Origin of the sequence: Cellulomonas rhizosphaerae, from assembly GCF_003470205.1 — a bacterium.
GTDB lineage: Bacteria > Actinomycetota > Actinomycetes > Actinomycetales > Cellulomonadaceae > Cellulomonas > Cellulomonas rhizosphaerae.
Genome location: NZ_QWKP01000216.1, coordinates 46953 through 71679 on the forward strand (window position 1 = coordinate 46953; position 24727 = coordinate 71679).

Genomic DNA, 24727 nt, shown 5'->3' on the forward strand with positions numbered 1-24727 from the left:
CTGTGGTCCGAGCGAAGGAGGTCGACCGATGGACGAGCTGAACGCGGCGCGCAGCTGGCTGCGCCTCAACCAGCGCAAGTTCGCGCAGATCCATCCCGAGGGTGGGTTGGACGGCCACCGGGTTGCGCTCGCGCGTGTCGACGAGCGGGAGCGGGCCGCGATTCCCGACGGCGACGACGTCCGGGTCGAGGGCTTCCGGTTCGGCGCAGCGAGCGAGCGCGACCGGCTCGAGCGGTCCCGGGTGATCATCGACCGCATCGAGCCGGGCCCGTACGAGGACGGGATCAAGCTCGAGATCCTGGCCCGGCAGGCGGCGCCCCTGGAGCTCGCGCTGCTCGACCTCGAGACCGACCGGGTGACCAGGCCGATCGCACGCGCCCTGGACCACGTCATCATCGGGACCACCGGATGGCAGCGGCACGACGCCGTGACCAGCAAGGTGGGAGGCGGGTCCGCCATCACCTTCTCCGACGGCATGATGACCGCCTACTACCAGTCGGCGAAGGCCGTCGTCCTCGCGTGGCCACTGGTCACGGGCACCGACGGGCTGGAGTACCTCTCGACCCGGCTCGAGCTGATGGCCGCTGGGCTCGACCGCGACGGGGCGCCGGTGCTGCAGCTCGAGGAGGTCTTGGGCAACTGGTTCTACTCGGGCAGACCGCTCCCGCAGCGCTCCGTGCCGCCCGCCTCGGAGCAGCGCCGCCGCGGGCTGACGGTCCTCACCGCCTGCATGGAGCGGTTCGTGCTCGCGCACGAGTACGTGCACGCCGTCTTCGATCAGCAGGGTGCGCCGTTCCCCGGCGAGGAGCCCGCGTCCGCGATCGAGCGCGAGGTCCGTGCCGACCTCGTCGCCGCGCAGCTCGTCATGGGCAGCGCCTCGGTCTGGGACAGGTTCGCCCCCAACATGTCGCTGCAGGGAGCCCTGCTGGCCGTGCGGATCCACGAGGTCGTGCAGGAGGCGTTGACGATCGCCGGCAGACCCGAGGCCGCGCCGTCGGACACCCACCCGCCGCTGCGGGACCGGCTCGCGATGCTCGTCGACCTCTACCGGGAGGACGTCCACCAGGAGGGGACCGACCTTGACGTGCGCGGCATGCTGTACGCGACGCAGACGCTCGACGAGCTGTGGTCCCGGGCCCGGGTGCCGCTGGGCGAGTGGCTGACGTCGGACCGACCGTTCCACACGACGTGGGGAACCACCTGAGGGGGAGCGATGGACCAGGAACAGGGTGAGGCCGAGCTCGTGCTCGACCCGACCGAGGTGGCCGACGTCCAGCGGTGGGCGGCCGAGGAAGGGCTCGAGGTGGTGTCCGTCGAGCAGCAGGGCTTTGAGCCGATCACCACGGTGACCCTGCTGATCTTCGGGGGGATCGCGGGGGTCGCCCTGGTCAAGCACCTGCTCGACCAGCGCCGCGGTGGTCAGGTCATCGACCTGCGCGGCGGCGAACCTGCCTTCCGGCGGGACCCTGAGCTGATCTACGGCCTCGTCGTGATCCTCGTCGCCGACGGCACCGTCACGGTCGACGTCAAGGAGCCGAAGGGCATCCTCGGCGAGATCATCGAGGCGCTGCGCAGCACGATCACCGACCTGGGCAAGGCGGGGATCGAGACGATCGCCGCGGCCGCGCGCACCGCGGTCGGCGCGCGCGGCTCGGTGACGACCAGCTAGCTCGTCACGTCCGCGGTCGTGAACCGGCTCCAGGCGAGCGCCCCGAAGATCGCGACCCACGCGGCCTGCACCGCGAGCCCGCCGCCGATCACGCCCCAGTCCGGCTCGATCCGCAGGAACTCCGCGAAGTCGAGCCAGTGGTGCGTGAGCAGCGCGGGATGGATCGCGGACAGGGCCGGGATGGTGTCGAGCACGCCCGAGACGATCGCGACGACGACGGTCGCAGCCATCGCGCCGACGGGCACCTCGGTGAGCGTCGAGAAGAACAGCCCGACGGCGACGAGGCCGGTCAGCGACAGCCCGACGTAGACGACCACGGCCAGGACGCGCAGCGCACCCGCACCCAGGGACACGGTGTCGCCGGAGAGCAGCGTCACGTCGTGCACCCCGAACAGCGCGGCACCTGCGATCAGCCCGACGACGGCGATGGACGCGACGGCTGCCGCGGCGAACGCGAGCGCGCCGACCGCCTTGACCAGCAGGAGCCGCGTACGACCCACCGGCACGGTCAGCAGGTACCGCAGCGTGCCGGCCGAGGCCTCGCCCGCGATCGCGTCGCCGGACGCGATGCCGATCGTCAGCGGGAGCAGGAACGGCAGGCACAGGAACACGGACGCGACCACGAGGAACAGGCCGTTGCCCGTCACGCGGCCGAGGAACGCGGGACCCTGACCGTCCAGCGCGGTGTCCTGCGTGAAGAACAGGACGAGCCCGAGCAGCAGCGGCACGGCCGCGAGCCCGAGCAGGAGCACGAGGTTGCGTCGTCGGCCCAGCACGAGCCGGAGCTCGGAGCGCTGCAGTCGCCAGTACGCGGCGGCAGTCGACTGCGCGGGTGCCTCAGCGAGCGACATCGAAGCCCTCCCCGGTCAGCTCGACGAAGACCTGCTCGAGGCTCGGGCGACGGACCTCGAAGCCGGTCACGTCGACGCCCGCGTGCACGAGGGCCTCGGGGATGCGGGCGGGCGCGAGCGTGCCGAGCTCCGCGCCGAGCGTCAGCTCCTCGATGCTCACGTCGAGGCCCAGCACCCGGAGCACGCCCGCTGCGGTCGCGACGTGCCCCGGGGCGACGGTCACCGCGACGCGCGCGACGCCGCGGGAGTCGATCACGTCGCGCGGGCCCTGCAGGAGCAGGCGTCCGCGGCTCATGATCCCGATGTGGGTGCAGACCTGCTCGATCTCGCCGAGCAGGTGCGAGCTGACCAGCACCGTGGTCCCGGCCTGGGCGAGCTCGCGGATGAGCAGCCGCACCTCGCGGGTGCCCTGCGGGTCGAGGCCGTTGGTCGGCTCGTCGAGCACCAGCAGGTCCCGGCGACGCAGCAGCGCCGCGGCGAGGCCGAGGCGCTGCTTCATGCCGAGCGAGTACTGCCGGTAGGGCTTGCCCTCGGCGGCCAGCAGGCCGACCCTCTCGAGGGCCTCGGACGCCCGCCGGTCGGCGGTACGGGCGTCCGAGGTCTGGTCGGCCGCGTCGAGCCGGGCGAGGTTGGCGCGGCCCGTGAGGTACGGGTGGAAGCCCGGTCCCTCCACGAGCGCGCCGACCCGCGGCAGCACGTCGGCCGGGTTCGGGGAGTCGAGCAGCCACGCCTGGCCGCTCGTCGGGCGCACGAGGCCCAGGATCATGCGGATCGTCGTCGTCTTCCCCGACCCGTTCGGGCCGAGGAAGCCGTAGACCGCGCCGCGCGGGACGAGCAGGTCGATGCCGTCGACCGCGACCTGCCCGGACCGGAACCGCTTCGTCAGCCCCTGCGTGCGTACCGCGGTCCCGGCGGTGACTGGGGATGTCACCGCCGGGACGACCGTGGCCGGAGCCGTCATCGCGCGTCAGCCTGCAGCGTCGCTCCGGGCACCGCGCCGACCAGCACGCGGCCGTCGTCGGTCACGAGCACGCTGGCGAGCCTGGTCTCGATGAGCCGACCCTCGGGGACCTTCGTCGTGATCGTGTCGAACAGGGTGCCCAGGTCGAGGTCGCGGACCTTGCCGCTGCCGTCGGCGCCGAACTCGTCGAGCAGCTTCTGGCCGCTCTTGGAGCCGATGGCCGGCTGGCTGCCCGGGACCGAGGCCAGGGCGTCGGTGTCGCCGGCCAGCAGGCCCGCGACGTCCACGCCGCTCGCCTGCACGACCGTGTCCCAGCCGGTGCCGGTGACCGTGGTGCCCTCGGGGATCCCCGCCGCGGGGCGGTCCGTGGCGGCGGGCAGCGGGACGGTGACGTCCTTGGTGCTCGCGCCGGCGGGCGCGCTGAACGAGAGGACCGAGGCCGACGGGGTCGCGAAGCGGACGTCCGTGAAGCCGACCTCGAGCGCGGGGGCCGTCGAGTCGCGGTCCCAGACCTGCACGCGCAGCGGCGTGCTCGTCTTCGCGTCGACCGAGATGACGACGTGCCCGACGAGGGTCGTGGTGCTCTTCGGAGTCACGACCAGGTTGTACGCGTCGCGCCCGGCGACGGTCGACTGCGCGTCGAGGCTCACGGTGGAGAACTGCTCGACCAGGCCCAGCACCGAGGTGGCCGCGGCCGCGGGGGTCGGCAGGTCGCCCTCGACGGTCGGGTCCTGCGCGAGGGCGTCGTAGCGCGCCTGGTCCTTCGCGGGGAGCGCGTAGTGGACGACCGCGTCGTCGGTGCTCGAGTACGTCCAGGCCTGCGAGCCGTCGCGGACCACCGAGTACTCGGAGGTGGCGCCCAGCAGGGAGGCCCGCGAGCGGTCGACGCCGTCGGTCCAGACCCGCATGGTCGAGCTGCCGTCCAGGAGGTTGACCGGCGACGCGCCGGCCATGTCGCCGAGCGGCAGCGAGGGCAGGCCGAGGCGTGCGGTGTAGACGACCGTGCCGGACAGCGGCTGGTCCTTCGCGTCCGCGACCGCGGTCACGAGCTGCTGCGGCGTGAGGGTGGGCAGGTCGTCGCTGCTGGCCGAGGCGACCAGCGGGGGAGCGACGAACGCGGCGGCGACCACCACGCCGACGACGGCGGGAACGGCCCAGCGGGCCCGGGGCGACAGGTTGCTCATGACCACACCCTGCGCCGCGAGCCCTGTGGGGAACCTGAGAGGCGGTGCGCGCCGTGATGCGCGGGCGGTGACATGCTGCCCGTATGCGGGTCCTGGTGGTCGACGACGAGCGCGGGCTCGCGCGCGCCCTGCAGCGCGGGCTGACCGCGGAGGGCTTCGCGGTGGACCTGGCGCACGACGGCGAGCGCGGCCTCGAGATGGCGACCGACCACGAGTACGACGCGATCGTGCTCGACATCATGCTGCCGCGCCGCAACGGCTACGACGTCGTCACCGAGCTGCGCGCCCGCGCGATCACGACGCCCGTGCTCATGCTCAGCGCCAAGGACGGCGAGTACGACGTGGCCGACGGCCTCGACGTGGGGGCGGACGACTACCTGACCAAGCCGTTCTCGTTCGTCGTGCTCGTCGCCCGGCTGCGCGCCCTGCTGCGCCGGCCCGCGCGCGTGACCGCCCCCGTGCTCGAGGTGCGCGACCTGGTGCTCGACCCGGCCGCACGCACGCTGACACGGGCCGGCGAGCCGGTCGCCCTGACCGCGCGCGAGCTCGCCCTGCTCGAGTACCTCATGCGGCACACGGACCGCGTGGTCGGCAAGGTCGAGCTGCGCGACCACGTGTGGGACGGCACGGGCGAGGACGTCAACGTCGTGGAGGTCTACGTCGGCTACCTGCGACGCAAGCTCGGACGTGACGCGGTGGCCACCGTGCGCGGTGCGGGCTACCGCGTGGCGGGGTAGCGCGTGGGGCGCTGGTCGCTGCGCGCGCGGCTCACGGTCGTCACCGCGGCGCTGCTGTGCGTCGCGCTCGTCGTCGGCGCCGTCGCTCTGACGACCGTCCTGTCCCGCAGCCGGATCGCGGCGCTCGACGACGTGGTGACCCCACGGGCCTCGACGGTCGCGGCGCTCGCGGCCGACGACCGGTTGCCGGCCGCCCTGCCCGTCGAGCAGCCGGGCGAGATCGTGCAGCTGCTCGACGCCTCCGGGCACGTCCTGGCGTCGTCCACCTCGGCGAGCCGTACGCTGCCGGTGCTGCCTGCCGACGTGGTCGCCGACCTGGGTCGTCGCTCGCCCTGGGTGGGGAGCACGAGCGACAGCGCGTACGACGAGCAGGCGCGCGTGGCGGTCCGCACGACGACCTGGCAGGGCGAGCCCGCGACCGTCGTCGCGACCGTGCCGCTGGGCGAGGTGCGCAGCCTGCTCCGCGCGCTCACCGTCGCGCTGCTCGTCGTGGTCCCCCTGCTGACCGCGCTGCTCGCGGCCGCCATCTGGTTCGCGCTCGGGCGCGCGCTGACGCCCGTGGAGCAGCTGCGGCGGGCCGCGGCGCAGGTCGCGGTGAGCGGCGGGCCGGGCTCGCTGCCGGTCCCGGCGGCCGACGACGAGCTCGGCGCGCTGGCTCGCACCCTGAACGAGATGCTCGACCGGCTGGAGACGGCCGCCGCGCGGCAGCGGACCTTCGTGGCCGACGCCGCGCACGAGCTGCGCTCGCCGATCGCCTCGTTGCGCGCTGCGGTGGACGTGGCCCGGGCGCACCCCGGCTCCTACGCGCCCGACGAGCTCGCCGCGGACCTGGACGGCGACCTGGCGCGGATGCAGGCGCTCGTCGACGACCTGCTGCTGCTGGCCCGCGTCGGCTCGGCGTCGCACGGGCGCTCGACGGTCGACCTGGCGGCGCTCGCGGCGTCCGTCGGGGCCGTCGAGGTGGTCGGCTCGGGGTCGGCAGTCGTGGACGCCGACGCCGTCGGGCGCGTGCTGCGCAACCTCGTCGACAACGCGACCCGGCACGCCTCGTCGCGCGTCCTCGTGACCGTTGCCCCCGGGTCGGTGACGGTGGACGACGACGGCTCGGGCGTGGCCGCGGCCGACCGTGAGCGGGTGTTCGAGCGGTTCGTCAGGCTCGACGAGGCGCGCGAGCGCGAGGCGGGCGGCAGCGGCCTCGGGCTGGCCATCGCCCGGGAGATCGCGCGCGATCAGGGCGGCGACGTGACGCTGGCGGACTCGCCGCTGGGCGGGCTGCGCGCGGTCCTGACGCTCAGCTGATGCGGATCCGCGCCCACTGCAGGTTGTGGTCCGAGCCGCGGTAGCGCTCGTCGAAGCGGCCCGACGATGTGAGGATCATCTGGTTCACGAAGGTCGAGACCCCGCCGCCGTTCTTGACGAAGATGTAGTCGATCCTCGTACCCGTGTACTTGTAGTTGTACGGCTTGGCGGGGAAACCGCCGTCCTTGCTCGCGTAGTGCGAGTTGGACGTCGTGTCCGACCGCTTGACCGTGCGCTGCGCGGCCGTCGCGCTCGCGTACCCGGCCTTCACCAGGGCGACCTGGGGGCCGCTCGTCCAGCGCGAGTCCGAGTTGAGGTCGCCCATGAGCACGATCGGGGCGCCGGACAGGCCGGCGGCCTTGGCCTTGCCCTCGATGAACGTCCGCACGCCGGACATGGCCGCCTTGCGCATCGTCTGCAGCGTCGCGCTCGTGCCCTGCTCGAGGTGCGTCGAGACCACGTAGAACTTCGCGGCGGTGGCCTTGGAGCGCATGAGCGCCCACGTGAAGTCACGGTCGAACTTGCTGCGGTCCCAGGTCACGCCACCGGAGACCGCGAACGTCGAGTGCACGCCTGCGGACAGCACGGTGACGTCGGCGGGCTTGTAGAGGATGTGGTCCGAGCGCGAGACGCCGTTGGCGCCGAGGCGCTTGGCGGCGTTGATCTGGTCCGTGCTCACGCGGAGCTTGTCCACGCCCACGGCGCTGCGATACGTGCCGGAGAGCATCCTCGTGAGCTCCTGGAACTGCTGGCCGGCCGAGAGGGAGGAGGCGGCCTCCTGCACGGCCACGACGGACGCGTCCGCCTTGAGGAGGCCGTTCTTCACCGCGGCCTTGCGCTGGTCCCAGCTCCGGCCCTTCACGTCGGCCGTTGCTGTCGAGCTCGCGATGTTCCACGTGGCGAAGGTGATCGCGTCCTTGGCCGAGCCCTGCAGGGCCGGCGCGCTCGGGTACCCGAACGCCGTGACCGAGTGCGCGGTCTTCGAGCCGTTCCTCGCGTACAGGTGCACGTAGACCGGTTCAGTGCCCGTCGAGCCCATCAGTGCCCGCCACTTGGCGGGGACTGTGAGCGTGACCGACGTGCGCGCGACCGGCACGCTCGTGATCCACACCTTGCTCGGGTTCACGGCGCCGACGGTCGTCTTCCCGGCTGTGTAGACGTTGTCGTTGTTCCACGACGCGACGACCTTGAGCGAGGTGCCGGCGACATACTTGGGCCAGCTCACCTTCACCTTGTTCGTGCCCGCGGCCGCGACCGTCACGCCGGTCTTGTAGCGGGGCGAGTTCGTGGTCGGAACGGTCGAGACCTTCGTGCTCCAGCTGCCGCCTGCGGCCTTCGCGCGCACCCAGTAGGTGGTGCGCAGCGCCAGCGACTCCGAGGTCAGCACGGTCTTCGTCGTCCTGATCGTCCGCGTCTTCGACCTCGCGAACGACTTCGAGCGCGAGATCTGGACGGTGTACTTCTTCGCGCCCTTGACGGCCTTCCAGCCCACGCTGATCTGCTTGTTGCCGGGCACCACCACCACGGACGTCGGCGCCGGCGTGGCCGCCTCGGCGATCGCCGGCACGAGGCCGACGAGAGCGAGGACGGCGACGATGGCGATCGTCACGAGGCGTAGCGCTGAGCGGCTCATCCGGAGAAGTCCTCTTTCGGGTGAATTCGGGGGTGAACTTCGATGGTACGTCGGGGCGACGGGAGGTCCCGGTCGTGTGGCTGACTCCACTCTGATCGGCTGATCAGGCGACGCTCTTCAGCTTGTCGCCGCACGCCCCTACGATCGCCAACGTGAACCCACGCCGTCTCGCCGCCCTCCTGCTGGCTGCCGCGTTCGTCCTCGTCGTCGGCGCCCCCGCGCAGGCGGCGACGGTCGACCCGCGCCTGACGCAGAAGCTCTACGTCGAGCCCGCCGGCTCCGCGTACGCGGCGGCCAAGGCGGCGCGCAAGGCCGGGAAGGTCGCGACGGCGAAGAAGCTCGAGGTCATCTCGAAGACCGCGCAGGGCAAGTGGATCGGTGACTGGGCGGGCGCCAAGCAGACCCGTGCCGACGTGCGGGCCTACGTCAAGGCGGCCGCGAAGGCCAAGCGCACGCCGCTCGTCGTGGTCTACGCCGTGCCCGGCCGCGACTGCGGCGGGCAGTCCGCCGGCGGGCTGGCGGCGGGCTCGTACAAGACATGGATCAAGGGCGTCGCCGCAGGTCTCAAGGACGGCGCGGTCAAGGGCAGGAGCCGCGCGCTCGTCGCGCTCGAGCCCGACTCGCTGATGATGGACTGCGCGGGGTCGTCGCGCAGCGCCCTGATCACCTACGCGGCCAAGACGCTCGCCGCGACGGGCGCGTGGGTCTACCTCGACGCGGGTCACTCGAACTGGCGCACGCCGGCGGACACCGCGACCCGCCTCAAGGCTGCCGGCGTCCGCTATGCGCGGGGCTTCTTCACCAACGTCTCCAACTTCAACGCGACCTCCGCCGAGAAGCGGTACGCGACCAAGGTCGGGGCGTCGCTCAAGGCCAAGGGCATCACCGCCGCGCACCGCCACTACGTCATCGACACCTCGCGCAACGGCCGGGCGACCGCGAACGGGCAGTGGTGCAACCCGCCGAAGCAGGGCCTCGGCGCGAAGCCCAGCCTCTCGACGAGCAAGGGCGCGCTGGACGGCTACCTATGGGTCAAGCGCCCCGGCGAGTCGGACGGTGCGTGCAACGGCGGGCCCGGTGCCGGCCAGTGGTGGCAGGCGTACGCGCTCGACCTGGTGAAGTACCGCAAGGGCTGACGCTCCTAGACTCCGGGGGTGCAGTGCTCCTACTACGACGCGGGTTCGTGCCGCTCGTGCACGCTCATGGGGCAGCCGCACGGCGTCCAGGTCGCTGACAAGGAGCGGCACGTCCGCTCGTTGCTCGCCGCCGACGTGGACTGGCTGCCGCCCGTCGTCGGGCCCGAGAGCGGGTTCCGCAACAAGGCCAAGATGGTCGTCGGCGGGACCGTGCAACGACCGACCCTGGGGATCCTGGACCGCGCCGGCGTGGGCGTCGACCTGCAGGGTTGTGGCCTGTACGCGCCTGAGCTGAGCCGCGTCTTCCCGACGCTCGAGGCGTTCGTGACGACGGCCGGGCTGACCCCGTACTCCGTGCCCGACCGCACGGGCGAGCTCAAGAACGTGCTGGTCACGCTCTCGCCCGACGGCGAGCTCATGGTCCGGTTCGTGCTGCGCTCGCAGGAGTCGGTGGCGCGCATCCGCAAGCACCTGCCCGCGCTGGGCGACGTCGCGGTCGTCTCGGCGAACATCCTCCCGGAGCACAAGGCGGTCCTCGAGGGCTCGCTGGAGATCCCGCTGACGCAGCGTCAGACGCTGCCGATGCGGGTCAACGGGATCGACCTGCACCTGCGCCCGCAGTCGTTCTTCCAGACGAACACCGAGGTCGCCGCCGCGCTCTACCGGCAGGCGGTCGAGTGGGTCACGGAGGTGGGACCTGCCTCGCTGTGGGACCTGTACTGCGGGGTGGGCGGGTTCGCGCTGCACTGCGCCGGCAGGGGTGCAGCGTCGGACCGCGACGTGACGGGCATCGAGGTGAGCGAGGAGGCGATCGTGAGCGCGACGACCTCGCGCGACGAGCTGGGGCTGTCCCGGGTCCGCTTCGCGGCCGGGGACGCGACCGCGTTCGCCCTGGGCGCCGACGCGCCGCCCGAGATGGTCATCGTCAACCCGCCGCGGCGCGGGATCGGCCACGACCTCGCCGCGTGGCTCGAGCGCTCGGGCGTCCGGCACGTCCTGTACTCGAGCTGCAACGCCGAGTCGCTGGCCCGCGACCTCGCGGCGATGCCCTCCCTGCGGCCCACCCGCGCGCGCCTGCTCGACATGTTCCCCCAGACGACGCACTACGAGGTCATCACCATGCTCGAACGGCCGTCGCGCGCGGGCGCGTCCGCACGGTAGAACAGCCCCCATGAGCACCCTGGTCATCGGCGCCGGCCCCGCAGGTCTCGCCGTCGCGGCAGCGCTGCGCGCCCGCGGCGTCGAGGCGACCGTCCTCGAGCGAGCCGACGACGTCGCGGCGTCCTGGCGCGGTCACTACGACCGCCTGCACCTGCACACCACGCGCCGCTGGTCGAGCCTGCCCGGTACGGTCATCCCGCGCCGCTACGGGCGGTGGGTGGCGCGCGACGACGTGGTCGCCTACCTCGAGGCGTACGCCGCCGACCTCGACGTGCGGACGGGTGTCGCGGTCGAGCGCGCGGACGCCGACGGCGCCGGGTGGGTGCTGACGACCTCGGCGGGCGAGCTGCGCGCGCGCAACGTCGTGGTCGCGACCGGCTACAACCACACGCCGGTACCGCCCGCGTGGCCCGGCATCGAGACGTTCACGGGCGAGGTGCTGCACGCGTCGCGCTACCGGAACCCCGCGCCCTTCGTCGGGCGGGACGTGCTCGTCGTCGGCGTGGGCAACACCGGCGCGGAGCTCGCCGTCGACCTGGCCGAGGGCGGCGCGTCGCGCGTGCGGCTCGCGGTCCGCACGCCCCCGCACATCGTGCGCCGGTCCAACCTCGGGTGGCCCGCGCAGGGCACGGGGATCCTCGTGCGGCACCTGCCCGTGCCGCTCGTCGACAAGATCGCGGGCGCCGTGGCGCGCGTCGAGGTGCCGGACCTCTCGTCGTACGGGCTGCCGCGGCCGACGACCGGGCTGTACTCGCGCGTGCAGCAGGGCTCCGTGCCCGTCCAGGACGTGGGGCTCATCGCGGCCGTCCAGTCGGGCGCCGTGACGCCGGTCGCGGCGGTCGTCGGCGTCGACGGCCCCGACGTGCTCCTGGCCGACGGCTCGCGCGTCAGCCCCGACGTGCTGCTCGCGGCGACGGGTTACCGGCGTGGGCTCGAGCCGCTCGTCGGGCACCTCGGCGTGCTGGACGCGACCGGCGTCCCGCTCACCCACGGTCCGCGGCCCGCGCGGCCGGGGCTGTACTTCACCGGCTACACCAACCCGATCAGCGGGATGTTCCGCGAGCTGCGCATCGACGCCGAGCGGATCGCGCGCGCCGTCGTCTGACCCTTGCCCGGCGGGCGGGCGCCCACCAGACTCCGCACCATGCCTGCACGTCGCGGACTCGTGATCGCTCTCCTGCTCGTCGCCCTCGTCGGCGCGCCCGCCGCGCAGGCGTCGGCCGCCACGCACCACAGCGCCAAGAAGGGCGTGGCGACGTGGCAGATGCCGGGGCTCAAGGCGGCGCTCGAGGACGTCGGCGCCAGCTGGTACTACACCTGGTCGCCCTCGAACACCGGGATGAAGGGGCCGAAGGGTGCGACCTTCGTGCCGATGATCTGGGGCGCCGGCTCGGTGACGAAGGCGAACCTCGCGGCGGCCAAGAAGTCGACGGTGGTCCTCGGCTTCAACGAGCCGGACCTCGCGGAGCAGGCGAACCTGAGCGTCGCGCGCGCCCTGGCCCTGTGGCCCCGGCTGCAGGCGACCGGGCGGACGCTCGGCAGCCCGGCGGTCGCCTGGGGGGCCGACCGGTCCGGCGGCTGGCTCGACCGGTTCATGAAGGGCGCCAAGGCCAAGCACCTGCGCGTCGACTTCATCACGCTGCACTGGTACGGCTCGGACTTCTCGTCGGCCTCGGTCAAGCAGCTCAAGGCGTACATCGTGGCGGTCCACAAGAAGTACAAGAAGCCGATCTGGGTCACCGAGTTCAGCCTCATCCGGTTCGGCGCGAAGGCCACGTACCCGTCCAGCAAGCAGCTCGTGGCGTTCATCCAGGGCGCGACGACGATGATGGAGAAGCTGTCGTACGTGAAGCGGTACGCCTACTTCGGGCTGCCGGCGAAGGGCTACCCGAACGGGCTGTACCGGGACGGGGACTCGCCGACCGCGGCGGGCCGTGCCTACCGAGCCGTCGGGACCTAGCCGCGGAGCCAGACCCGCAGCGGCCCGATCGGGCTGAACCCCGCGGCCAGGGCGGCGGTCGGGTCGATCTCGTAGCCGACGAGCGGGAGCGCGCCGAAGGACTGGTGGGCCAGCCCGGGGAGGTCGCGCCAGAGGTCGGCCGGGTCGCCGTCGTCGACGGCGACGTTCGAGACGCCGATCTCGGCCGCGCTGAGGTTGAACGCCACCCGGCCGGCGACGCCGTCGGTCGTCTCCAGGACGCGCACGTCCTCGCCGGTGCCGGTCGCGGCGTCGAGCCGGCCCGGCTCCCAACGGCGCACGGGATCTCGCGTGCTCCCGGGGTGGCCGATCCACGTCGCGTCGAACAGGACCGTGTAGCCGTGGGTGACGAGGTCGAGGTCGGCGAACGAGTCCTTGACCGAGGCGCCGGGGGAGCCGTCCATCCGCGCGAGCAGGGTCGCCGCGTCGATCCCGGGACGCAGCGTGATCGCGTCCGGGTAGCCCGGCGGCGTGCGGGCCGACGACCACCACAGACCGTCGTCGGCCTCAGGTGCCAGCCCGGCGGCGCGGCACACGGCGTCGCACCACGCGGCGTTGTTCGCCGCCGCACGCGCGCGGGGATCGGTCACGGTCCGAGTGTGGCACCGCGCTCATCCGGCGGGCTCCACCTGCCGATGCAACGGCCGTGACCTCGCCCGACGACCTGCCGCGCTCGCCCTCGGGCCGCATCCCGCAGTGGGTGCTCGACGAGGCCGCGGGCCGGACGGTCGAGTCGCCGGCATGGCGCACCGACGTCGCGTACCCCGAGGCGCGTGGCAGCCGCCGCGCCGCGAGGCGTGCCCGGCGTGCAGCGCGTCGCGCCGCCGGGCCGAGCAACCGCGTCACGGTCCTGATCGCCGTCCTCGTCGTCGCGACCACGCTCGCCGCGTCTCTCGCATGGGTCGACGACCAGCCGGGTGGGCTTGCGGGTGCGTGGGCGTCGTTGCGAGGCGAGGACGTCGTCGTCGACGACCCGTCGCGGCCCCCGGTCGGGCTTGGAGAGGCGGCCGCGCCGCTGGGGACGCCGCCCGAGGTGCCCGCGAGCACGTCCTACGCCTTCGTCGCGACGCAGGCGGCGGACACCGGCGAGCAGGTCCCCGTCACCTGGTCGCCCTGCCGCCCGATCCACTTCGTGATCAACGTCGACCGAGCGCCGGACGACTTCATCCCGACGGTCGGCGCCGTGGTCGAGGAGGTCAGCGCCGCGACGGGTCTCGACTTCGTCTTCGACGGGCTGAGCGACGAGCCGCCGGTCGCGCGGCGCGCGAGCTACCTGCCGCAGAGGTACGGCGACCAGTGGGCGCCCGTGCTCGTCCAGTTCGCCGACGAGCTCGACAACCCCGAGCTCGCGGGCGACGTCGCCGGCGTGGGCGGCCCGGCCTTCGTCGCGGACCCGACCACGGGTACCCAGAGCTACGTCTCGGGCTCGGTCCAGCTCGACGTGACCCAGCTCGACGAGCCCGACGCGGGCACAGAGCCCGCCTACGTCCCCGTGCTGCGGCACGAGCTCGGCCACGTCATCGGGCTCCAGCACGTGACGGACGACGCGCAGATCATGTTCCCCACGACGAACGACGTGCGCGACTACCAGGACGGGGACCGGGCCGGGCTCGCGCTGCTCGGCGCGGGTCCCTGCGCCCCAGGTCTCTAGGCCACCTCTAGCCCAGCGCGGCGGCCAGCAGGCGCAGGGTCTCCTCGCGCGCGGGCGAACGGTCCGCGGGCGAGCCGCGGTGCGCGCCGGCGATCGGGCTGACCATGAGCTCGTCGGTGCCGAGCCGCTCGGCCAGGCGCGTGACCTCGGCGGCGGCGTGCTCCGGGTCGCCGACGATCCACGAGTGGGTCAGCTCGTCCATCGGCGGGGTCGGGGCGGCCTCCTCCGCGTCCTCGACGAGTTCCTGCGGGGACAGCGTCTGCCCCGAGCGCAGCCGCCACATCGAGCGCGCGTTCGGCAGGGCCAGGCGCGCGGCCTCGGCGGCGTCCTGCGCGACCACGACGTTGGCGACCGCGATGGTCCGGGGCTCGGGAAGCTCGTCGGACGGGACGAACGTGCGGCGGTACAGCGCGATGGCCTCGTTGGTGCCGCGGCCCGCGAAGTGGTGCGCGAACACGTAGGGCAGGCCGAGCTCGCCGGCGAGCTGCGCCGAGTACATCGACGAGCCGAGCAGCCAGACCTGCGCGGCGCTCGTGGCCTGGGGCGTGGCACGCAGGTCGTAGGTGCGCGCGCCGACGGCCACCTGCACGCCGTTCGGGCGCAGCAGCGAGCCGAGCGTGGCGACGTCGTCGGGGAAGGTGTCCACGCCGTCGGTCGTCGCGCCGCGGCGCAGCAGGTGGCCGGTCACCGGGTCGGAGCCGGGCGCGCGGCCCAGGCCGACGTCGATGCGGCCGGGGTGGGCGGCCTCGAGCAGTGCGACCTGCTCGGCGATGACCAGGGGGGAGTGGTTGGGGAGCATCACACCGCCCGAGCCGACGCGGATCCGCTGCGTCGCCGCGGCCACCATCGCCATGAGGATCGGCGGGTTGGTCGAGGCCACCGCCGGCATGTTGTGGTGCTCGGCGAGCCAGTAGCGGGTCAGGCCCAGCTCGTCGGCGGTACGGGCCAACGACAGGGTCGCGGCGAGCGCGTCGCCCGTGGTCTGGTCGGTGCGGACGGGGATGAGGTCGAGGACCGAGAGTGCGGGCACGCTCTCGGCAACCGGCGGCCGCGGCCAGGCATTCCGGCGGGACCGGCGGCGGACGTCACACGGGCGAGCGCTGCGCCGCGATCGCCTCGGCGACCTGCTGGATCAGGTCGTAGGGGACCTCGTCGGCGTACTGGAAGGTGACCGAGTCCTTCTCGGACCGGTACGGCGCGATCGCGTCCTCGAGGGGACCCTCGAAGCGCGGCACGGGGTAGAGGCCCACGTGCTTCTTCCAGCCGCCGATGTGGATCGCGTAGCGGCCGCCCAGCATCACGGCGGCCATGCCGTAGCGGATCTTCTCGTCGGCGCCCGGCACGCCGCGGTGGATGGCGAGCCGGACGTTCTGCAGGATCTCCTGCACGTCGGGTTCGAAGCCGGCGATGTACTCGTCCACGGTGTCGGGCATGAGGGCACTCTAGAGTCGGGGCCGTGACTGCGCTCGAGCTGGCCGTGACCGACCTCGCGGGCCTCCGCGTCGCCCTCGACCTGGGGATGGACCGGGTCGAGCTGTGCGGTGCGCTGGAGGTCGGCGGCGTGACCCCCTCGCTGTCCCTCGCTGCCGCGGCGGTCGCGCTCGCGGCCGGGTCCGGGCTCGGGGTGCACCCGATCATCCGGGCGCGGGCCGGCGGGTTCACCTACGACGACGACGAGGTGGCCGTGATGGTCGCCGACGTCCGGCGGCTCGTCGATCTCGGCGTCGACGGGGTCGTCGTCGGCGTGCTGCGCGACGGCGGCGTCGACCTCGCGGCGCTCGCGGCGCTGCGCGAGGCGGCCGGGGGAGTCCCGCTCACGTTCCACCGCGCGGTCGATGCGGTGACGGACCCCGACGTCCTCGACGTGCTGGCCGACGCCGGCGTCACGCGCGTGCTCACGGCGGGCGGCACGGACGTCACCGCGGGGCTGCCCGCGCTGCGCGCCCTGTCCGCGCGGCCCGGCCGGCGCGTGCAGGTGATGGCCGGCGGCGGCGTGACCGAGGCGAACCTCGTCAGCGTGCTCGAGGCCGGTGTCGACGCGGTGCACTTCTCGGCGGGTGCGCGCGTGTTCGACCCGAGCGCTGAGGCCGGCGCGTACGGCGCTCACCAGGTCACCGACCCGGCTCGCGCCCGCGCGCTCGTGGAGCTCGCCCGCTCGCACGTCGCCGGGCACTGACCCCTAGCCCGAGGTAGCCGCACCTGTGGCTCGAGTGAACTGCTGGGGCTCGCCCGTGCCTCAGGAGTCCACCTGCGCACCAGGTGCGGCTACCTCGGGCCGGATGGCGGACGAGTGCCGCGGGCGGGTACGCCATCGGGGCCGGCGGCTGGCGGACGCGGGGTAGCGGCCCGGCGAGGCTGCGGGAGGTCAGGCCGGGGTGCGCGCGCCGTAGCGCAGGCCGTCGATCACGAGGTCGAGCAGGCGGCGGACCTGCCCCTCCCACGCGTCGCCGAGCGGGATGTTCCACACCCCGCCCATCGCGAGCCACAGGTCGTCCGGGTCGGCGTCGGGGCGCGTCGACCCGTCGGCCGCGCCGGCGGCGAGCAGGAGCGCGAGCGCGCCGACGATGCGCTCGCGCGTCTCGCTGAACAACATCGCGTCGCTGCCCGCGGCCGAGCGCAGGGCCGCGCCCATGCCGCGCTTGGTGGCGACGTAGTGCACGAAGCGCACGCTCCACTCCCGCAGGGCGTCCACCGCGTGGTCGTGGCGCTCGAGCAGGTCGGGTGCCGCGTCGCACAGCGCGCCGACCTCCTGGCGGTAGGCGGCCTCGACGAGCGCGTCGCGGTTGGCGAAGTGGCGGTACAGCGTGCCGACCCCGACCCCTGCGCGCGCGGCGATGGTCTCGAGCGGCACGTCGGCGCCGTCCGACCCGAAGGCGTCGATGGCGGCGACGAGGAGCTTCTCGCGGTTGCGGGCCGCGTCGGCCCTCAGCGGGCTGCCCATCTCACCTCCTGTTGCGATCGGTTGCCATCCGGAGGAACCTCCGCTTACTGTGAAGCGGTAACCGGAACCGCTTCCGTTTACGAGGGTAGCCCAGGGCGCCCCCACACCCGCACACCGGGAAGAGACCCCATGAAGACCTGGTTCATCACCGGCGCGTCCCGCGGCTTCGGCCGCGAGTGGACGCTGGCCGCACTCGACCGCGGCGACCGTGTCGCGGCCACCGCCCGCGACACCAGCACGCTCGACGACCTCGTCCAGAAGTACGGCGACGCGATCCTGCCGATCCAGCTCGACGTCACCGACCGGGACGCCGACTTCGCGGCGGTCCAACAGGCCCACACGCACCTCGGCCGCCTCGACGTCGTCGTGAACAACGCGGGCTACGGCCAGTTCGGCCTGATCGAGGAGCTGTCCGAGGCCGAGGCGCGCGACCAGATCGAGACGAACGTGTTCGGCGCGCTGTGGGTCACGCAGGCGGCGCTGCCGCTGCTGCGCGAGCAGGGCGGCGGCCACATCCTGCAGGTGTCGTCGATCGGCGGCATCAGCGCGTTCCCCAACATCGGCATCTACAACGCGTCGAAGTGGGCGCTCGAGGGCTTCAGCCAGGCGCTCGCGCAGGAGGTCGCCGGCTTCGGCATCCACGTGACGCTCATCGAGCCCGGCGGCTTCTCGACGGACTGGGGCGGAGCGTCGGCCAAGCACGCGACCCCGAACCCGGCGTACGCCGACTTCCACGCCCAGGCCGCCGAGGGCCGTGCCGCGCGCACGGCGAACCCCGGCGACCCGCAGGCCAGCGCCGCCGCCGTGCTGCGGATCGTCGACGCCGAGCACCCGCCGCTGCGCGTGTTCTTCGGCACCGCCCCGATCGCGATCGCGGAGGCCGACTACGGCCGCCGGCTCGAGACGTGGCGCGAGTGGGAGCACGTCTCCCGGATCGCGCAGGGCTGATCATGCGCGTCGGAGCACACCTCTACCGGTTCGACTCGGTCCCGCCGGCCCAGCTGCGGTCTGAGCTCAAGGCGACTGGCGAGGCGGCCGACGAGGCCGGCGTCGCGTGGCTGTCAGTCATGGACCACTACTTCCAGATGGAGCGGGCGGGCTTCCCGGCCGAGGACCCCATGCTGGAGGCGTACACGACCCTCGGCTACCTGGCCGGCGTGACCGAGACCGCCCAACTGGGTGTCCTGGTCACGGGCGTGACCTACCGCTACCCGGGCCTGCTCGCCAAGATCGGCGCGACGCTCGACGTGCTGTCCGGCGGGCGCGCGACAATGGGCATCGGCGCGGCCTGGTACGACCGCGAGCACGCCGCGTTCGGGGTGCCGTTCCCGCCGCTCAAGGAGCGTTTCGAGCGCCTCGAGGAGGCGCTGCAGATCCTGCACCAGATGTGGGACCCGGCTCAGAACGGCCCGTACCAGGGCACGCACTACCAGCTCGCCGAGACGCTGTGCTCGCCGCTGCCCCTGAGCAAGCCGGAGATCATGGTCGGCGGGTCGGGGGAGCGCAAGACGCTGCGGCTCGTCGCGCAGTACGCCGACGCGTGCAACCTGTTCGCGGCCTCGCCCGACGAGACGAAGCACAAGCTCGAGGTCCTGCGCGGGCACTGCGAGGACGTCGGCCGTGACCCGGCCGAGATCCGCGTGACGATCCTGGCCGGGGGCGACCAGCTGCTGACCGGCGACGTCGACGGCTTCGTCGACGAGATGCGGCCGTACGCCGGCCTCGGCGTCGAGACGGTCATCCTCCGCGCCCCGGAGACCGCCCCGTCCGCCTGGCTCCGCGACAAGGTCGCCCCGGCGGTCGCGCGCGTCGCCGACCTCTGAGGACGTCGAAGACTTCGTCACGCATGGAGTGACGAAGTCTTCGAGCGGGCCCGTCACCACCAGGTGACGGGCCCGTCGCATGCTCAGGGCGCTCACAGCGGGGCCTGACGGGAGCGCTATGCCCGGTTCGTAGAACTGCGGCATGAACACCTCGACACCACTCCCGAAGCGCAGGCGCCGTGTGCGGCGCGCCGTCCTCGCCGGGTCGCTCAGCCTGCTGCTCGCCGTCGGCGGGACGGCGGCCTGGGCGCTCGACCGGTTCGTCGTCGACCACGTCGCGATCTCCGACGTCGACTCGTACGTCGCCGCGCAGTCCGGCACGACGAGCGCACCGACGACTGCCGCGAGCGGCACGGTCACGTCGACGAGCTACGCGTCCGACGGCACCGACATCTCGATCAGGAAGGTCGTCACCGGCTCCGGCGACGCAACCGTCACGTACTACGTCGCCGATGTCACCCTCAGCGACGCGACCACCCTGCGCTCGGCGTTCGCGAACAACGAGTTCGGCACGAACATCGTCGAGGACACCTCCGACATGGCGGCCGACAACGACGCGGTCTTCGCGATCAACGGCGACTACTACGGCTTCCGCGACACCGGCATCGTCATCCGCAACGGCGTGGTGTTCCGCGACGAGGGCGCCCGCGAGGGCCTGGCGTTCTACCGCGACGGGCACGTCGAGGTGTACGACGAGACGTCGACGACAGCCCAGGAGCTCCTCGACGCGGGCGTGTGGAACACGCTGAGCTTCGGCCCCTCGCTGCTCGACGACGGCCAGATCGCCGCCGGGATCGACGACGTCGAGGTCGACACCAACTTCGGCAACCACTCGATCCAGGGCGAGCAGCCGCGCACCGCCGTCGGCGTGATCGACGACAACCACCTCGTGTTCGTCGTCGTCGACGGCCGCAGCACGGGCTACAGCGCGGGCGTCACGATGACCGGCCTCGCCGAGATCATGCAGGGCCTGGGCGCGACGACCGCCTACAACATCGACGGGGGCGGCTCCTCGACGATGGTGTTCGACGGCGAGCTCGTGAACGACCCGCTCGGCAAGGGCCAGGAGCGCGGGACCTCGGACATCCTCTACGTCGGCGGGCTCTCGTCCGCGGTGTCGTCGTGATCGTCCTGGTCCCGGCCTTCGAGCCCGACGAGCGGCTCGTAGCGTTGGTGCGGGCCCTGCGCGGTCGCCCGGTGGTGGTCGTCGACGACGGGAGCGGGCCGGCGTACGCCGCGGTGTTCGCTGCCGCGGCCGACGAGGGCGCCACGGTGCTGACCCACGCGACCAACCGCGGCAAGGGCCGCGCGCTCAAGACGGGCTTCGAGCACGTGGCCCGCGCGTTCCCCGGGCACGGCGTGGTCTGCGCGGACTGCGACGGCCAGCACACGCCGGCCGACATCCTCGCGGTCGCCGAGCACGCGCGAGCCGGCGGCACCGCGGTCGTGCTCGGTGCTCGGCAGCTCACCGGCGACGTGCCGCTGCGCAGCAGGTTCGGCAACGCGTGCACGCGGCTGGCGTTCCGCGCCGGGACCGGGTGCGCCGTGCAGGACACCCAGACCGGCTTGCGTGCCTACCCGGCGCACATGCTGCCGTGGCTGCTGGGCGTGCGCGGGGAGCGGTTCGAGTACGAGCTCGTGGTGCTGCTCCGGGCCGCACAGGAGGGGCTGCCCGTCGAGGAGGTCACGATCGCGACCGTCTACCTCGACGGGAACTCCTCCTCGCACTTCCGGCCGCTGGTCGACTCGGCGCGGATCTACGCGCCCCTGCTGCGCTTCACGGCCTCGTCGCTGCTCGCGTTCGTGGTCGACGCCGCGGCGCTCGTCCTGCTGATGACGGCGACGGGATCGCTGCTCGTCTCGGTGCTGGGTGCGCGCGTCGTCAGCTCGGCCGTGAACTTCGTCGTGAACCGTTTCTGGGTGTTCCGCCGGCGGACGCGGCACCCGGTCCGACGCGAGGCGGTCGCGTACTGGCTGCTCGCGGCCGTGCTCATGGCGGCCGGGTACGGCTCGCTCTGGACGCTCACTGCGGCCGGTATTTCGCTCCTCGTCGCGAAGGTCGTCACCGACCTCGCGCTGTTCGTCGTCGGCTTCCAGGTCCAGCGCACCGCCGTGTTCGCCGGCCGTGCGGCGCCGACATCCGTACCCCTGGCTCAGCGGGCGCACAGCGACCGCTCAGCGTCGACCGACTGAATAGCAACCAACGAGAACTTCCGTCGAAAGGGTCCCCCCATGTCCCCGTACGTCCTCTACGCCGCCGACCTGGTGGCGATCAGCATCCTGACCTTCGCGGTCTACCTGCCGCGCCACCGTCGCCGCGACCTCGTGGTCGCCTACCTCGGCGTCAACGTCGGTGTCCTGGCCGTGGCCGGCGTGCTCGCGCAGAGCACCGTGGGCGCGGGTCTCGGGCTCGGCCTGTTCGGCGTCCTGTCGATCATCCGCCTGCGCTCCACGGAGCTGACGCAGCACGAGGTGGCCTACTACTTCGCGGCGCTGGCCCTGGGCCTGATCGGCGGGCTCGGCGTCGCGCCGCTCGCGATGAGCATCGGCCTCATGGTGCTCGTCGTGCTGGTCCTCGCGCTGGCCGACAGCCCGCGCCTCATGTCGCGCTACCGGCAGCAGACGATGGTCGTCGACCGGGCGATCGTCGACGAGGTCGCCCTCGTGGCGCACCTCGAGCGGCTGCTCGGGTGCCACGTGCACCAGGTGTCCGTGCAGCGGCTCGACCTGGTGAACGACACGACCACGGTCACGGTCCGCTACGAGTCCGGCCGCCCGGCGCAGGTCGCCGCGGAGTCCGCCGCGTGGGAGCAGGTGACCCGGTGACCGTGCTCGCCGACCTCGCCCCGATCACGCTCGGCGAGCTCGAGGCCTCGGCCTCGCTGCAGACCCGCATCGACCGCAAGTACCTGGTCCCGACGAGCGCGCTGCCGGTGCTCCTCGACGCGCTCGACCCCGCGGTCCGCACGCTCGAGATCGACGGCGAGCGGGTGTTCGCCTACGAGTCGGTCTACTTCGACACCCCCGGCCTGACGAGCTACCTCGGCGCGGCCCGTCGTCGGCGCAACCGGTTCAAGGTCCGCACACGCACCTACGTCGACTCCGACGTGTGCTGGGTCGAGGTCAAGACGCGCGGCCCGCGCGGCGCGACCGTCAAGACCCGACTCCCGCACGAGGCGGCTGGCCGGACCGAGCTCGACGACCCGGCTTTGCGGTTCACGAGCGACGCGCTCGACGACGCCCGGATCGGCGGCCTCGACGGCCCGATGGGTCCGACGCTGCTCAGCTCGTACGACCGCGTGACGCTGCACGTCCCCTCCGCGACGCCCGGCCCCGACAGCCGCACGACGATCGACACCGACCTGGTGTGGACCGACGCCGCGACCGGCCGCGAACGCGCGCTCGTCGGGCTGGCCGTCGTCGAGACCAAGACCGGCTCGACGCCCTCGTCGACCGACCGGCTGCTGTGGCGGCACGGGCACCGACCCGTCCGCATCTCCAAGTACGGCACCGGCATGGCCGTCCTGCACCCCGAACTGCCCTCGACCCCATGGCGCCGCGTCCTCGACCGGCACGTGGGCTGACTGAACGGAGCACCACCATGAGACGCCTCACTGCACGCGTGATCGCACCGGTCGCGCTGGTCGCCGCCCTGCTGGCCGGCTGCTCGGCCGACCCGGCCGCGACCGGCACCACCGACTCCGGCACGACGTCGACCACGACGACCACAGCGACCTCGTCCGACGCCGACGTCACCGTCGCGTCCGTCATGGCGGAGAACACCGCTCCGCGCACCGCCGGGGAGTCCGCCTCGTCGGAGACCACGGTCGCGCTGTCCGGGACCTCCGCGACGGTGTCCGGGGACGGCGCGAGCGCCGACGGGTCGGTCGTGACCATCACGGCGGCCGGCACGTACCGGATCAGCGGCACGCTGACCGACGGCTCGATCGTCGTCGACAGCCCCGACGACGGCACCGTTCACCTGATCCTCGACGGCGCCGACGTGTCGAGGTCGACCACGTCTCCGCTGCGGGTCACCGACGCGGGCGACGTCGTCGTCGAGCTGGCGGCCGGGTCGACGAACCACCTGTCGGACGCCGCCGAGTACGTGTACCCCGACGCCGAGACCGACGAGCCCAACGCGGCCCTGTTCAGCAGCGCGGACCTGACGATCACCGGGACCGGCACGCTCGACGTCGAGGGCAACGCCAACGACGGGATCACCTCGAAGGACGGCCTCGTCATCGAGTCGGGCACGATCACGGTGACCGCGGCCGACGACGGCATCCGCGGCAAGGACTACCTCGTGGTGAACGGCGGCACGCTCGCGGTCACCGCCGGGGGCGACGCCCTCAAGTCCGACAACGCCGACGACACCGCGCTCGGCTACATCGAGGTCGCGGACGGCGACGTGACGCTCACCGCGGGCGACGACGGGCTCTCCGCCGCGACCGACGCGGTCGTCGCGGGCGGCACGCTCACGATCACCACGGGTGGCGGGCACGAGACGGCCGTGGCCGACGACGCCTCGCCCAAGGGGATCGTCGCGGACGCCGTGGTCGTCATCGGCGGCGGCACCGTCTCCGCGGATGCGGCCGACGACGCGATCCACTCGGGCGGCGTCGCGTCGATCACCGACGGCATCGTCACCCTGGCGACGGGTGACGACGGCATCCACGCCGACGGCGCGCTGCAGATCTCAGGCGGCACGGTCGACGTCCCGACGGCGAACGAGGGGCTCGAGGCGCCGCTCATCACCGTGTCCGGCGGGTCGACCTCGGTCACGACGAGCGACGACGGGGTCAACGCATCCGCGGGCTCCGCGGATGACACGGCGGCGGCCGGGGGCGGCGGGGAGATGTCGGCCGATGCCGACGTGCTGCTGACCATCACCGGCGGCGCGCTCGTGGTCGACGCCGAGGGCGACGGGCTCGACTCCAACGGGTCCATCACGATGAGCGGCGGCACGGTCGTCGTGTCCGGGCCGACGAACGACGGCAACGGCGCGCTCGACTACAACGGCACGTTCGAGATCTCGGGCGGCGAGCTGCTCGCGGTGGGCTCGTCGGGCATGGCGCAGACCCCGTCCGCGGACTCCTCGCAGTCGTTCGTCGGCATCACGCTCTCCGCGGCGCAGCAGCCGGGCGTGGTCCACGTCCTCGACGCCGACGGCACCGTGCTCGCCTCGTTCACGGCCACCAAGCAGTACGCGTCGGTGGTCTACTCCTCGCCCGACGTGGTCTCCGGCGCCGCCTACACCGCGAGCGTCGGCGGCTCTGCGGGGGCGGGGACGGACACGGTGGGCGGCCTGACCCACGACGGCTCGGCCTCAGGGGCGACCTCCGCGGGGACCGGCACCGCCGGCGAGGCCCAGGAGGGCATGGGCGGCGGGATGGGCGGAGGCGGCCGCGGCGGCGGCCGCGGTGGTGACGGTGGCCAGCCCGGCGACGGCGGCCAGCCTCCGGCCCAGCCGTAGCCCGCTCCACCGTGGTTGCAGCCTTCGTTGAACGACACGCCGTGCGCGGCAGTCCCCGCGCACGGCGTGCCGTGCAACCACCCCTGCATCCATCGGCGCGGCTGCCCACGCTTCTGCGCAGATGCGTGGCGGTGAGCCGGTGGGTGTGCGGCACGCCGCATCCTGCGCGGCGTGCCGCACACCCACGCGCACCCAGCAACGGAGTGGGAGCGGACCGGGCGGGAGCC

The 24727-nt window shown here is 73.1% G+C and carries 25 protein-coding genes; 17 read left to right on the forward strand and 8 right to left on the reverse strand.

The genetic code is table 11. The features are described from left to right. Positions 1-28 precede the first annotated feature (28 nt). A complete protein-coding gene (locus D1825_RS18305; protein ID WP_158580747.1) occupies positions 29-1204 on the forward strand; it encodes an ImmA/IrrE family metallo-endopeptidase in 1176 nt (391 codons plus the stop codon). A gap of 9 nt (positions 1205-1213) precedes the next feature. Then, on the forward strand, positions 1214-1669 hold the full coding sequence (locus D1825_RS14905; RefSeq protein ID WP_118768199.1) for a hypothetical protein: 456 nt from the start codon (positions 1214-1216) through the stop codon (positions 1667-1669). On the opposite strand, the gene D1825_RS14910 is transcribed toward D1825_RS14905, so the two are convergent. From D1825_RS14910 to D1825_RS14920, 3 genes are read right to left on the reverse strand one after another with little or no spacing between them, the layout of a single operon-like run. Then, the gene (locus D1825_RS14910; protein ID WP_118768200.1) at positions 1666-2520 is read right to left on the reverse strand and encodes an ABC transporter permease; all 855 of its coding nucleotides are present in this window, start codon (positions 2518-2520) and stop codon (positions 1666-1668) included. The genes D1825_RS14905 and D1825_RS14910 overlap by 4 nt on opposite strands. Beyond that, on the reverse strand, positions 2507-3481 hold the full coding sequence (locus D1825_RS14915; RefSeq protein ID WP_118768201.1) for an ABC transporter ATP-binding protein: 975 nt from the start codon (positions 3479-3481) through the stop codon (positions 2507-2509). The genes D1825_RS14910 and D1825_RS14915 overlap by 14 nt, the downstream gene beginning before the upstream one ends. After that, the gene (locus D1825_RS14920; RefSeq protein ID WP_118768225.1) at positions 3478-4665 is read right to left on the reverse strand and encodes a LolA family protein; all 1188 of its coding nucleotides are present in this window, start codon (positions 4663-4665) and stop codon (positions 3478-3480) included. Before D1825_RS14920 ends, D1825_RS14915 begins: the two co-directional genes overlap by 4 nt. A gap of 83 nt (positions 4666-4748) precedes the next feature. Between D1825_RS14920 and D1825_RS14925 the strand changes: the two genes are divergently transcribed. Together D1825_RS14925 and D1825_RS14930 are read left to right on the forward strand one after the other, a co-directional pair. Further along, complete coding sequence (locus D1825_RS14925) at positions 4749-5402, forward strand: response regulator transcription factor (protein ID WP_118768202.1); 654 nt, start codon at positions 4749-4751, stop codon at positions 5400-5402. A 3-nt stretch (positions 5403-5405) separates the two neighbouring features. Then, complete coding sequence (locus D1825_RS14930) at positions 5406-6701, forward strand: ATP-binding protein (protein WP_118768203.1); 1296 nt, start codon at positions 5406-5408, stop codon at positions 6699-6701. Here the strand turns inward: D1825_RS14930 and D1825_RS14935 are convergent. Further along, complete coding sequence (locus D1825_RS14935; RefSeq protein ID WP_118768204.1) at positions 6694-8334, reverse strand: endonuclease/exonuclease/phosphatase family protein; 1641 nt, start codon at positions 8332-8334, stop codon at positions 6694-6696. The two genes, D1825_RS14930 and D1825_RS14935, sit on opposite strands and share 8 nt — an antisense overlap. 152 nt (positions 8335-8486) lie before the next feature. Between D1825_RS14935 and D1825_RS14940 the strand changes: the two genes are divergently transcribed. The 4 genes from D1825_RS14940 to D1825_RS14955 are packed head-to-tail and all read left to right on the forward strand — an operon-like array spanning position 8487 to position 12591. Next, the gene (locus D1825_RS14940) at positions 8487-9470 is read left to right on the forward strand and encodes a glycoside hydrolase family 6 protein (RefSeq protein ID WP_158580748.1); all 984 of its coding nucleotides are present in this window, start codon (positions 8487-8489) and stop codon (positions 9468-9470) included. Between the two features lie 18 nt (positions 9471-9488). Then, positions 9489-10631: a 23S rRNA (uracil(747)-C(5))-methyltransferase RlmC gene (gene rlmC, locus D1825_RS14945; protein ID WP_118768206.1), complete on the forward strand. Its 1143-nt coding sequence runs from the start codon at positions 9489-9491 to the stop codon at positions 10629-10631. Between the two features lie 10 nt (positions 10632-10641). Further along, the gene (locus D1825_RS14950; protein ID WP_118768207.1) at positions 10642-11736 is read left to right on the forward strand and encodes a flavin-containing monooxygenase; all 1095 of its coding nucleotides are present in this window, start codon (positions 10642-10644) and stop codon (positions 11734-11736) included. A 39-nt stretch (positions 11737-11775) separates the two neighbouring features. After that, entirely contained in the window at positions 11776-12591 is an 816-nt protein-coding gene (locus tag D1825_RS14955) for a glycoside hydrolase family protein (RefSeq protein ID WP_118768208.1), read from the forward strand. Here the strand turns inward: D1825_RS14955 and D1825_RS14960 are convergent. Beyond that, positions 12588-13199 carry a hypothetical protein gene (locus D1825_RS14960; protein WP_118768226.1) on the reverse strand — a complete coding sequence of 204 codons (612 nt, stop codon included), beginning with the start codon at positions 13197-13199 and terminating at the stop codon, positions 12588-12590. The genes D1825_RS14955 and D1825_RS14960 overlap by 4 nt on opposite strands. A 56-nt stretch (positions 13200-13255) precedes the next feature. On the opposite strand from D1825_RS14960, the gene D1825_RS14965 reads away from it, so the two are divergent. Further along, on the forward strand, positions 13256-14260 hold the full coding sequence (locus D1825_RS14965; RefSeq protein WP_158580749.1) for a matrixin family metalloprotease: 1005 nt from the start codon (positions 13256-13258) through the stop codon (positions 14258-14260). A 7-nt stretch (positions 14261-14267) separates the two neighbouring features. Here D1825_RS14965 and D1825_RS14970 read toward each other — a convergent pair whose 3' ends face one another. Both D1825_RS14970 and D1825_RS14975 read right to left on the reverse strand, forming a co-directional pair. Beyond that, entirely contained in the window at positions 14268-15290 is a 1023-nt protein-coding gene (locus tag D1825_RS14970) for an LLM class flavin-dependent oxidoreductase (RefSeq protein ID WP_118768210.1), read from the reverse strand. Positions 15291-15345: 55 nt separating this feature from the next. Further along, positions 15346-15693: an iron chaperone gene (locus tag D1825_RS14975; RefSeq protein WP_118768211.1), complete on the reverse strand. Its 348-nt coding sequence runs from the start codon at positions 15691-15693 to the stop codon at positions 15346-15348. A 23-nt stretch (positions 15694-15716) separates the two neighbouring features. On the opposite strand from D1825_RS14975, the gene D1825_RS14980 reads away from it, so the two are divergent. Then, positions 15717-16436, forward strand: coding sequence for a copper homeostasis protein CutC (locus D1825_RS14980; RefSeq protein WP_118768212.1), 720 nt, complete (start codon positions 15717-15719; stop codon positions 16434-16436). Between the two features lie 189 nt (positions 16437-16625). Here the strand turns inward: D1825_RS14980 and D1825_RS14985 are convergent, their stop codons facing one another. After that, positions 16626-17201 (reverse strand): TetR/AcrR family transcriptional regulator, encoded by a 576-nt coding sequence (locus D1825_RS14985; RefSeq protein ID WP_118768213.1) that lies wholly within the window; start codon positions 17199-17201, stop codon positions 16626-16628. 129 nt (positions 17202-17330) lie between these two features. Between D1825_RS14985 and D1825_RS14990 the strand changes: the two genes are divergently transcribed. The 7 genes from D1825_RS14990 (at position 17331) to D1825_RS15020 (ending at position 24500) form a co-directional block, all read left to right on the forward strand. Further along, a complete protein-coding gene (locus tag D1825_RS14990) occupies positions 17331-18149 on the forward strand; it encodes an SDR family oxidoreductase (RefSeq protein WP_118768214.1) in 819 nt (272 codons plus the stop codon). Between the two features lie 2 nt (positions 18150-18151). After that, positions 18152-19024, forward strand: a complete 873-nt coding sequence (locus D1825_RS14995; RefSeq protein WP_118768215.1) for an LLM class F420-dependent oxidoreductase — start codon at positions 18152-18154, stop codon at positions 19022-19024. Between the two features lie 142 nt (positions 19025-19166). Further along, a complete protein-coding gene (locus D1825_RS15000; RefSeq protein ID WP_118768216.1) occupies positions 19167-20150 on the forward strand; it encodes a phosphodiester glycosidase family protein in 984 nt (327 codons plus the stop codon). Next, on the forward strand, positions 20147-21217 hold the full coding sequence (locus tag D1825_RS15005) for a bifunctional glycosyltransferase family 2/GtrA family protein (RefSeq protein WP_118768217.1): 1071 nt from the start codon (positions 20147-20149) through the stop codon (positions 21215-21217). The genes D1825_RS15000 and D1825_RS15005 overlap by 4 nt, the downstream gene beginning before the upstream one ends. Before the next feature lie 39 nt (positions 21218-21256). Then, positions 21257-21850: a DUF4956 domain-containing protein gene (locus tag D1825_RS15010; RefSeq protein ID WP_118768218.1), complete on the forward strand. Its 594-nt coding sequence runs from the start codon at positions 21257-21259 to the stop codon at positions 21848-21850. Beyond that, positions 21847-22608 carry a polyphosphate polymerase domain-containing protein gene (locus tag D1825_RS15015; RefSeq protein WP_325051493.1) on the forward strand — a complete coding sequence of 254 codons (762 nt, stop codon included), beginning with the start codon at positions 21847-21849 and terminating at the stop codon, positions 22606-22608. Before D1825_RS15010 ends, D1825_RS15015 begins: the two co-directional genes overlap by 4 nt. Positions 22609-22625: 17 nt before the next feature. Then, a complete protein-coding gene (locus tag D1825_RS15020; RefSeq protein ID WP_118768219.1) occupies positions 22626-24500 on the forward strand; it encodes a carbohydrate-binding domain-containing protein in 1875 nt (624 codons plus the stop codon). The last annotated feature ends 227 nt before the right edge of the window (positions 24501-24727 follow it).

Bases quoted from the DNA above. Each gene is read 5' to 3' on its own strand.
- D1825_RS14920 (WP_118768225.1), bottom strand. From the start codon at position 4,665: ATGAGCAACCTGTCGCCCCGGGCCCGCTGGGCCGTTCCCGCCGTCGTC.
- D1825_RS14935 (WP_118768204.1), bottom strand. From the start codon at position 8,334: ATGAGCCGCTCAGCGCTACGCCTCGTGACGATCGCCATCGTCGCCGTC.
- D1825_RS14910 (WP_118768200.1), bottom strand. From the start codon at position 2,520: ATGTCGCTCGCTGAGGCACCCGCGCAGTCGACTGCCGCCGCGTACTGG.
- D1825_RS14915 (WP_118768201.1), bottom strand. From the start codon at position 3,481: ATGACGGCTCCGGCCACGGTCGTCCCGGCGGTGACATCCCCAGTCACC.
- D1825_RS14905 (WP_118768199.1), top strand. From the start codon at position 1,214: ATGGACCAGGAACAGGGTGAGGCCGAGCTCGTGCTCGACCCGACCGAG.
- D1825_RS14975 (WP_118768211.1), bottom strand. From the start codon at position 15,693: ATGCCCGACACCGTGGACGAGTACATCGCCGGCTTCGAACCCGACGTG.
- D1825_RS14955 (WP_118768208.1), top strand. From the start codon at position 11,776: ATGCCTGCACGTCGCGGACTCGTGATCGCTCTCCTGCTCGTCGCCCTC.
- D1825_RS15010 (WP_118768218.1), top strand. From the start codon at position 21,257: ATGTCCCCGTACGTCCTCTACGCCGCCGACCTGGTGGCGATCAGCATC.
- D1825_RS14995 (WP_118768215.1), top strand. From the start codon at position 18,152: ATGCGCGTCGGAGCACACCTCTACCGGTTCGACTCGGTCCCGCCGGCC.
- D1825_RS15020 (WP_118768219.1), top strand. From the start codon at position 22,626: ATGAGACGCCTCACTGCACGCGTGATCGCACCGGTCGCGCTGGTCGCC.
- D1825_RS14990 (WP_118768214.1), top strand. From the start codon at position 17,331: ATGAAGACCTGGTTCATCACCGGCGCGTCCCGCGGCTTCGGCCGCGAG.
- D1825_RS18305 (WP_158580747.1), top strand. From the start codon at position 29: ATGGACGAGCTGAACGCGGCGCGCAGCTGGCTGCGCCTCAACCAGCGC.
- D1825_RS14950 (WP_118768207.1), top strand. From the start codon at position 10,642: ATGAGCACCCTGGTCATCGGCGCCGGCCCCGCAGGTCTCGCCGTCGCG.
- D1825_RS14925 (WP_118768202.1), top strand. From the start codon at position 4,749: ATGCGGGTCCTGGTGGTCGACGACGAGCGCGGGCTCGCGCGCGCCCTG.
- D1825_RS15000 (WP_118768216.1), top strand. From the start codon at position 19,167: ATGAACACCTCGACACCACTCCCGAAGCGCAGGCGCCGTGTGCGGCGC.
- D1825_RS14985 (WP_118768213.1), bottom strand. From the start codon at position 17,201: ATGGGCAGCCCGCTGAGGGCCGACGCGGCCCGCAACCGCGAGAAGCTC.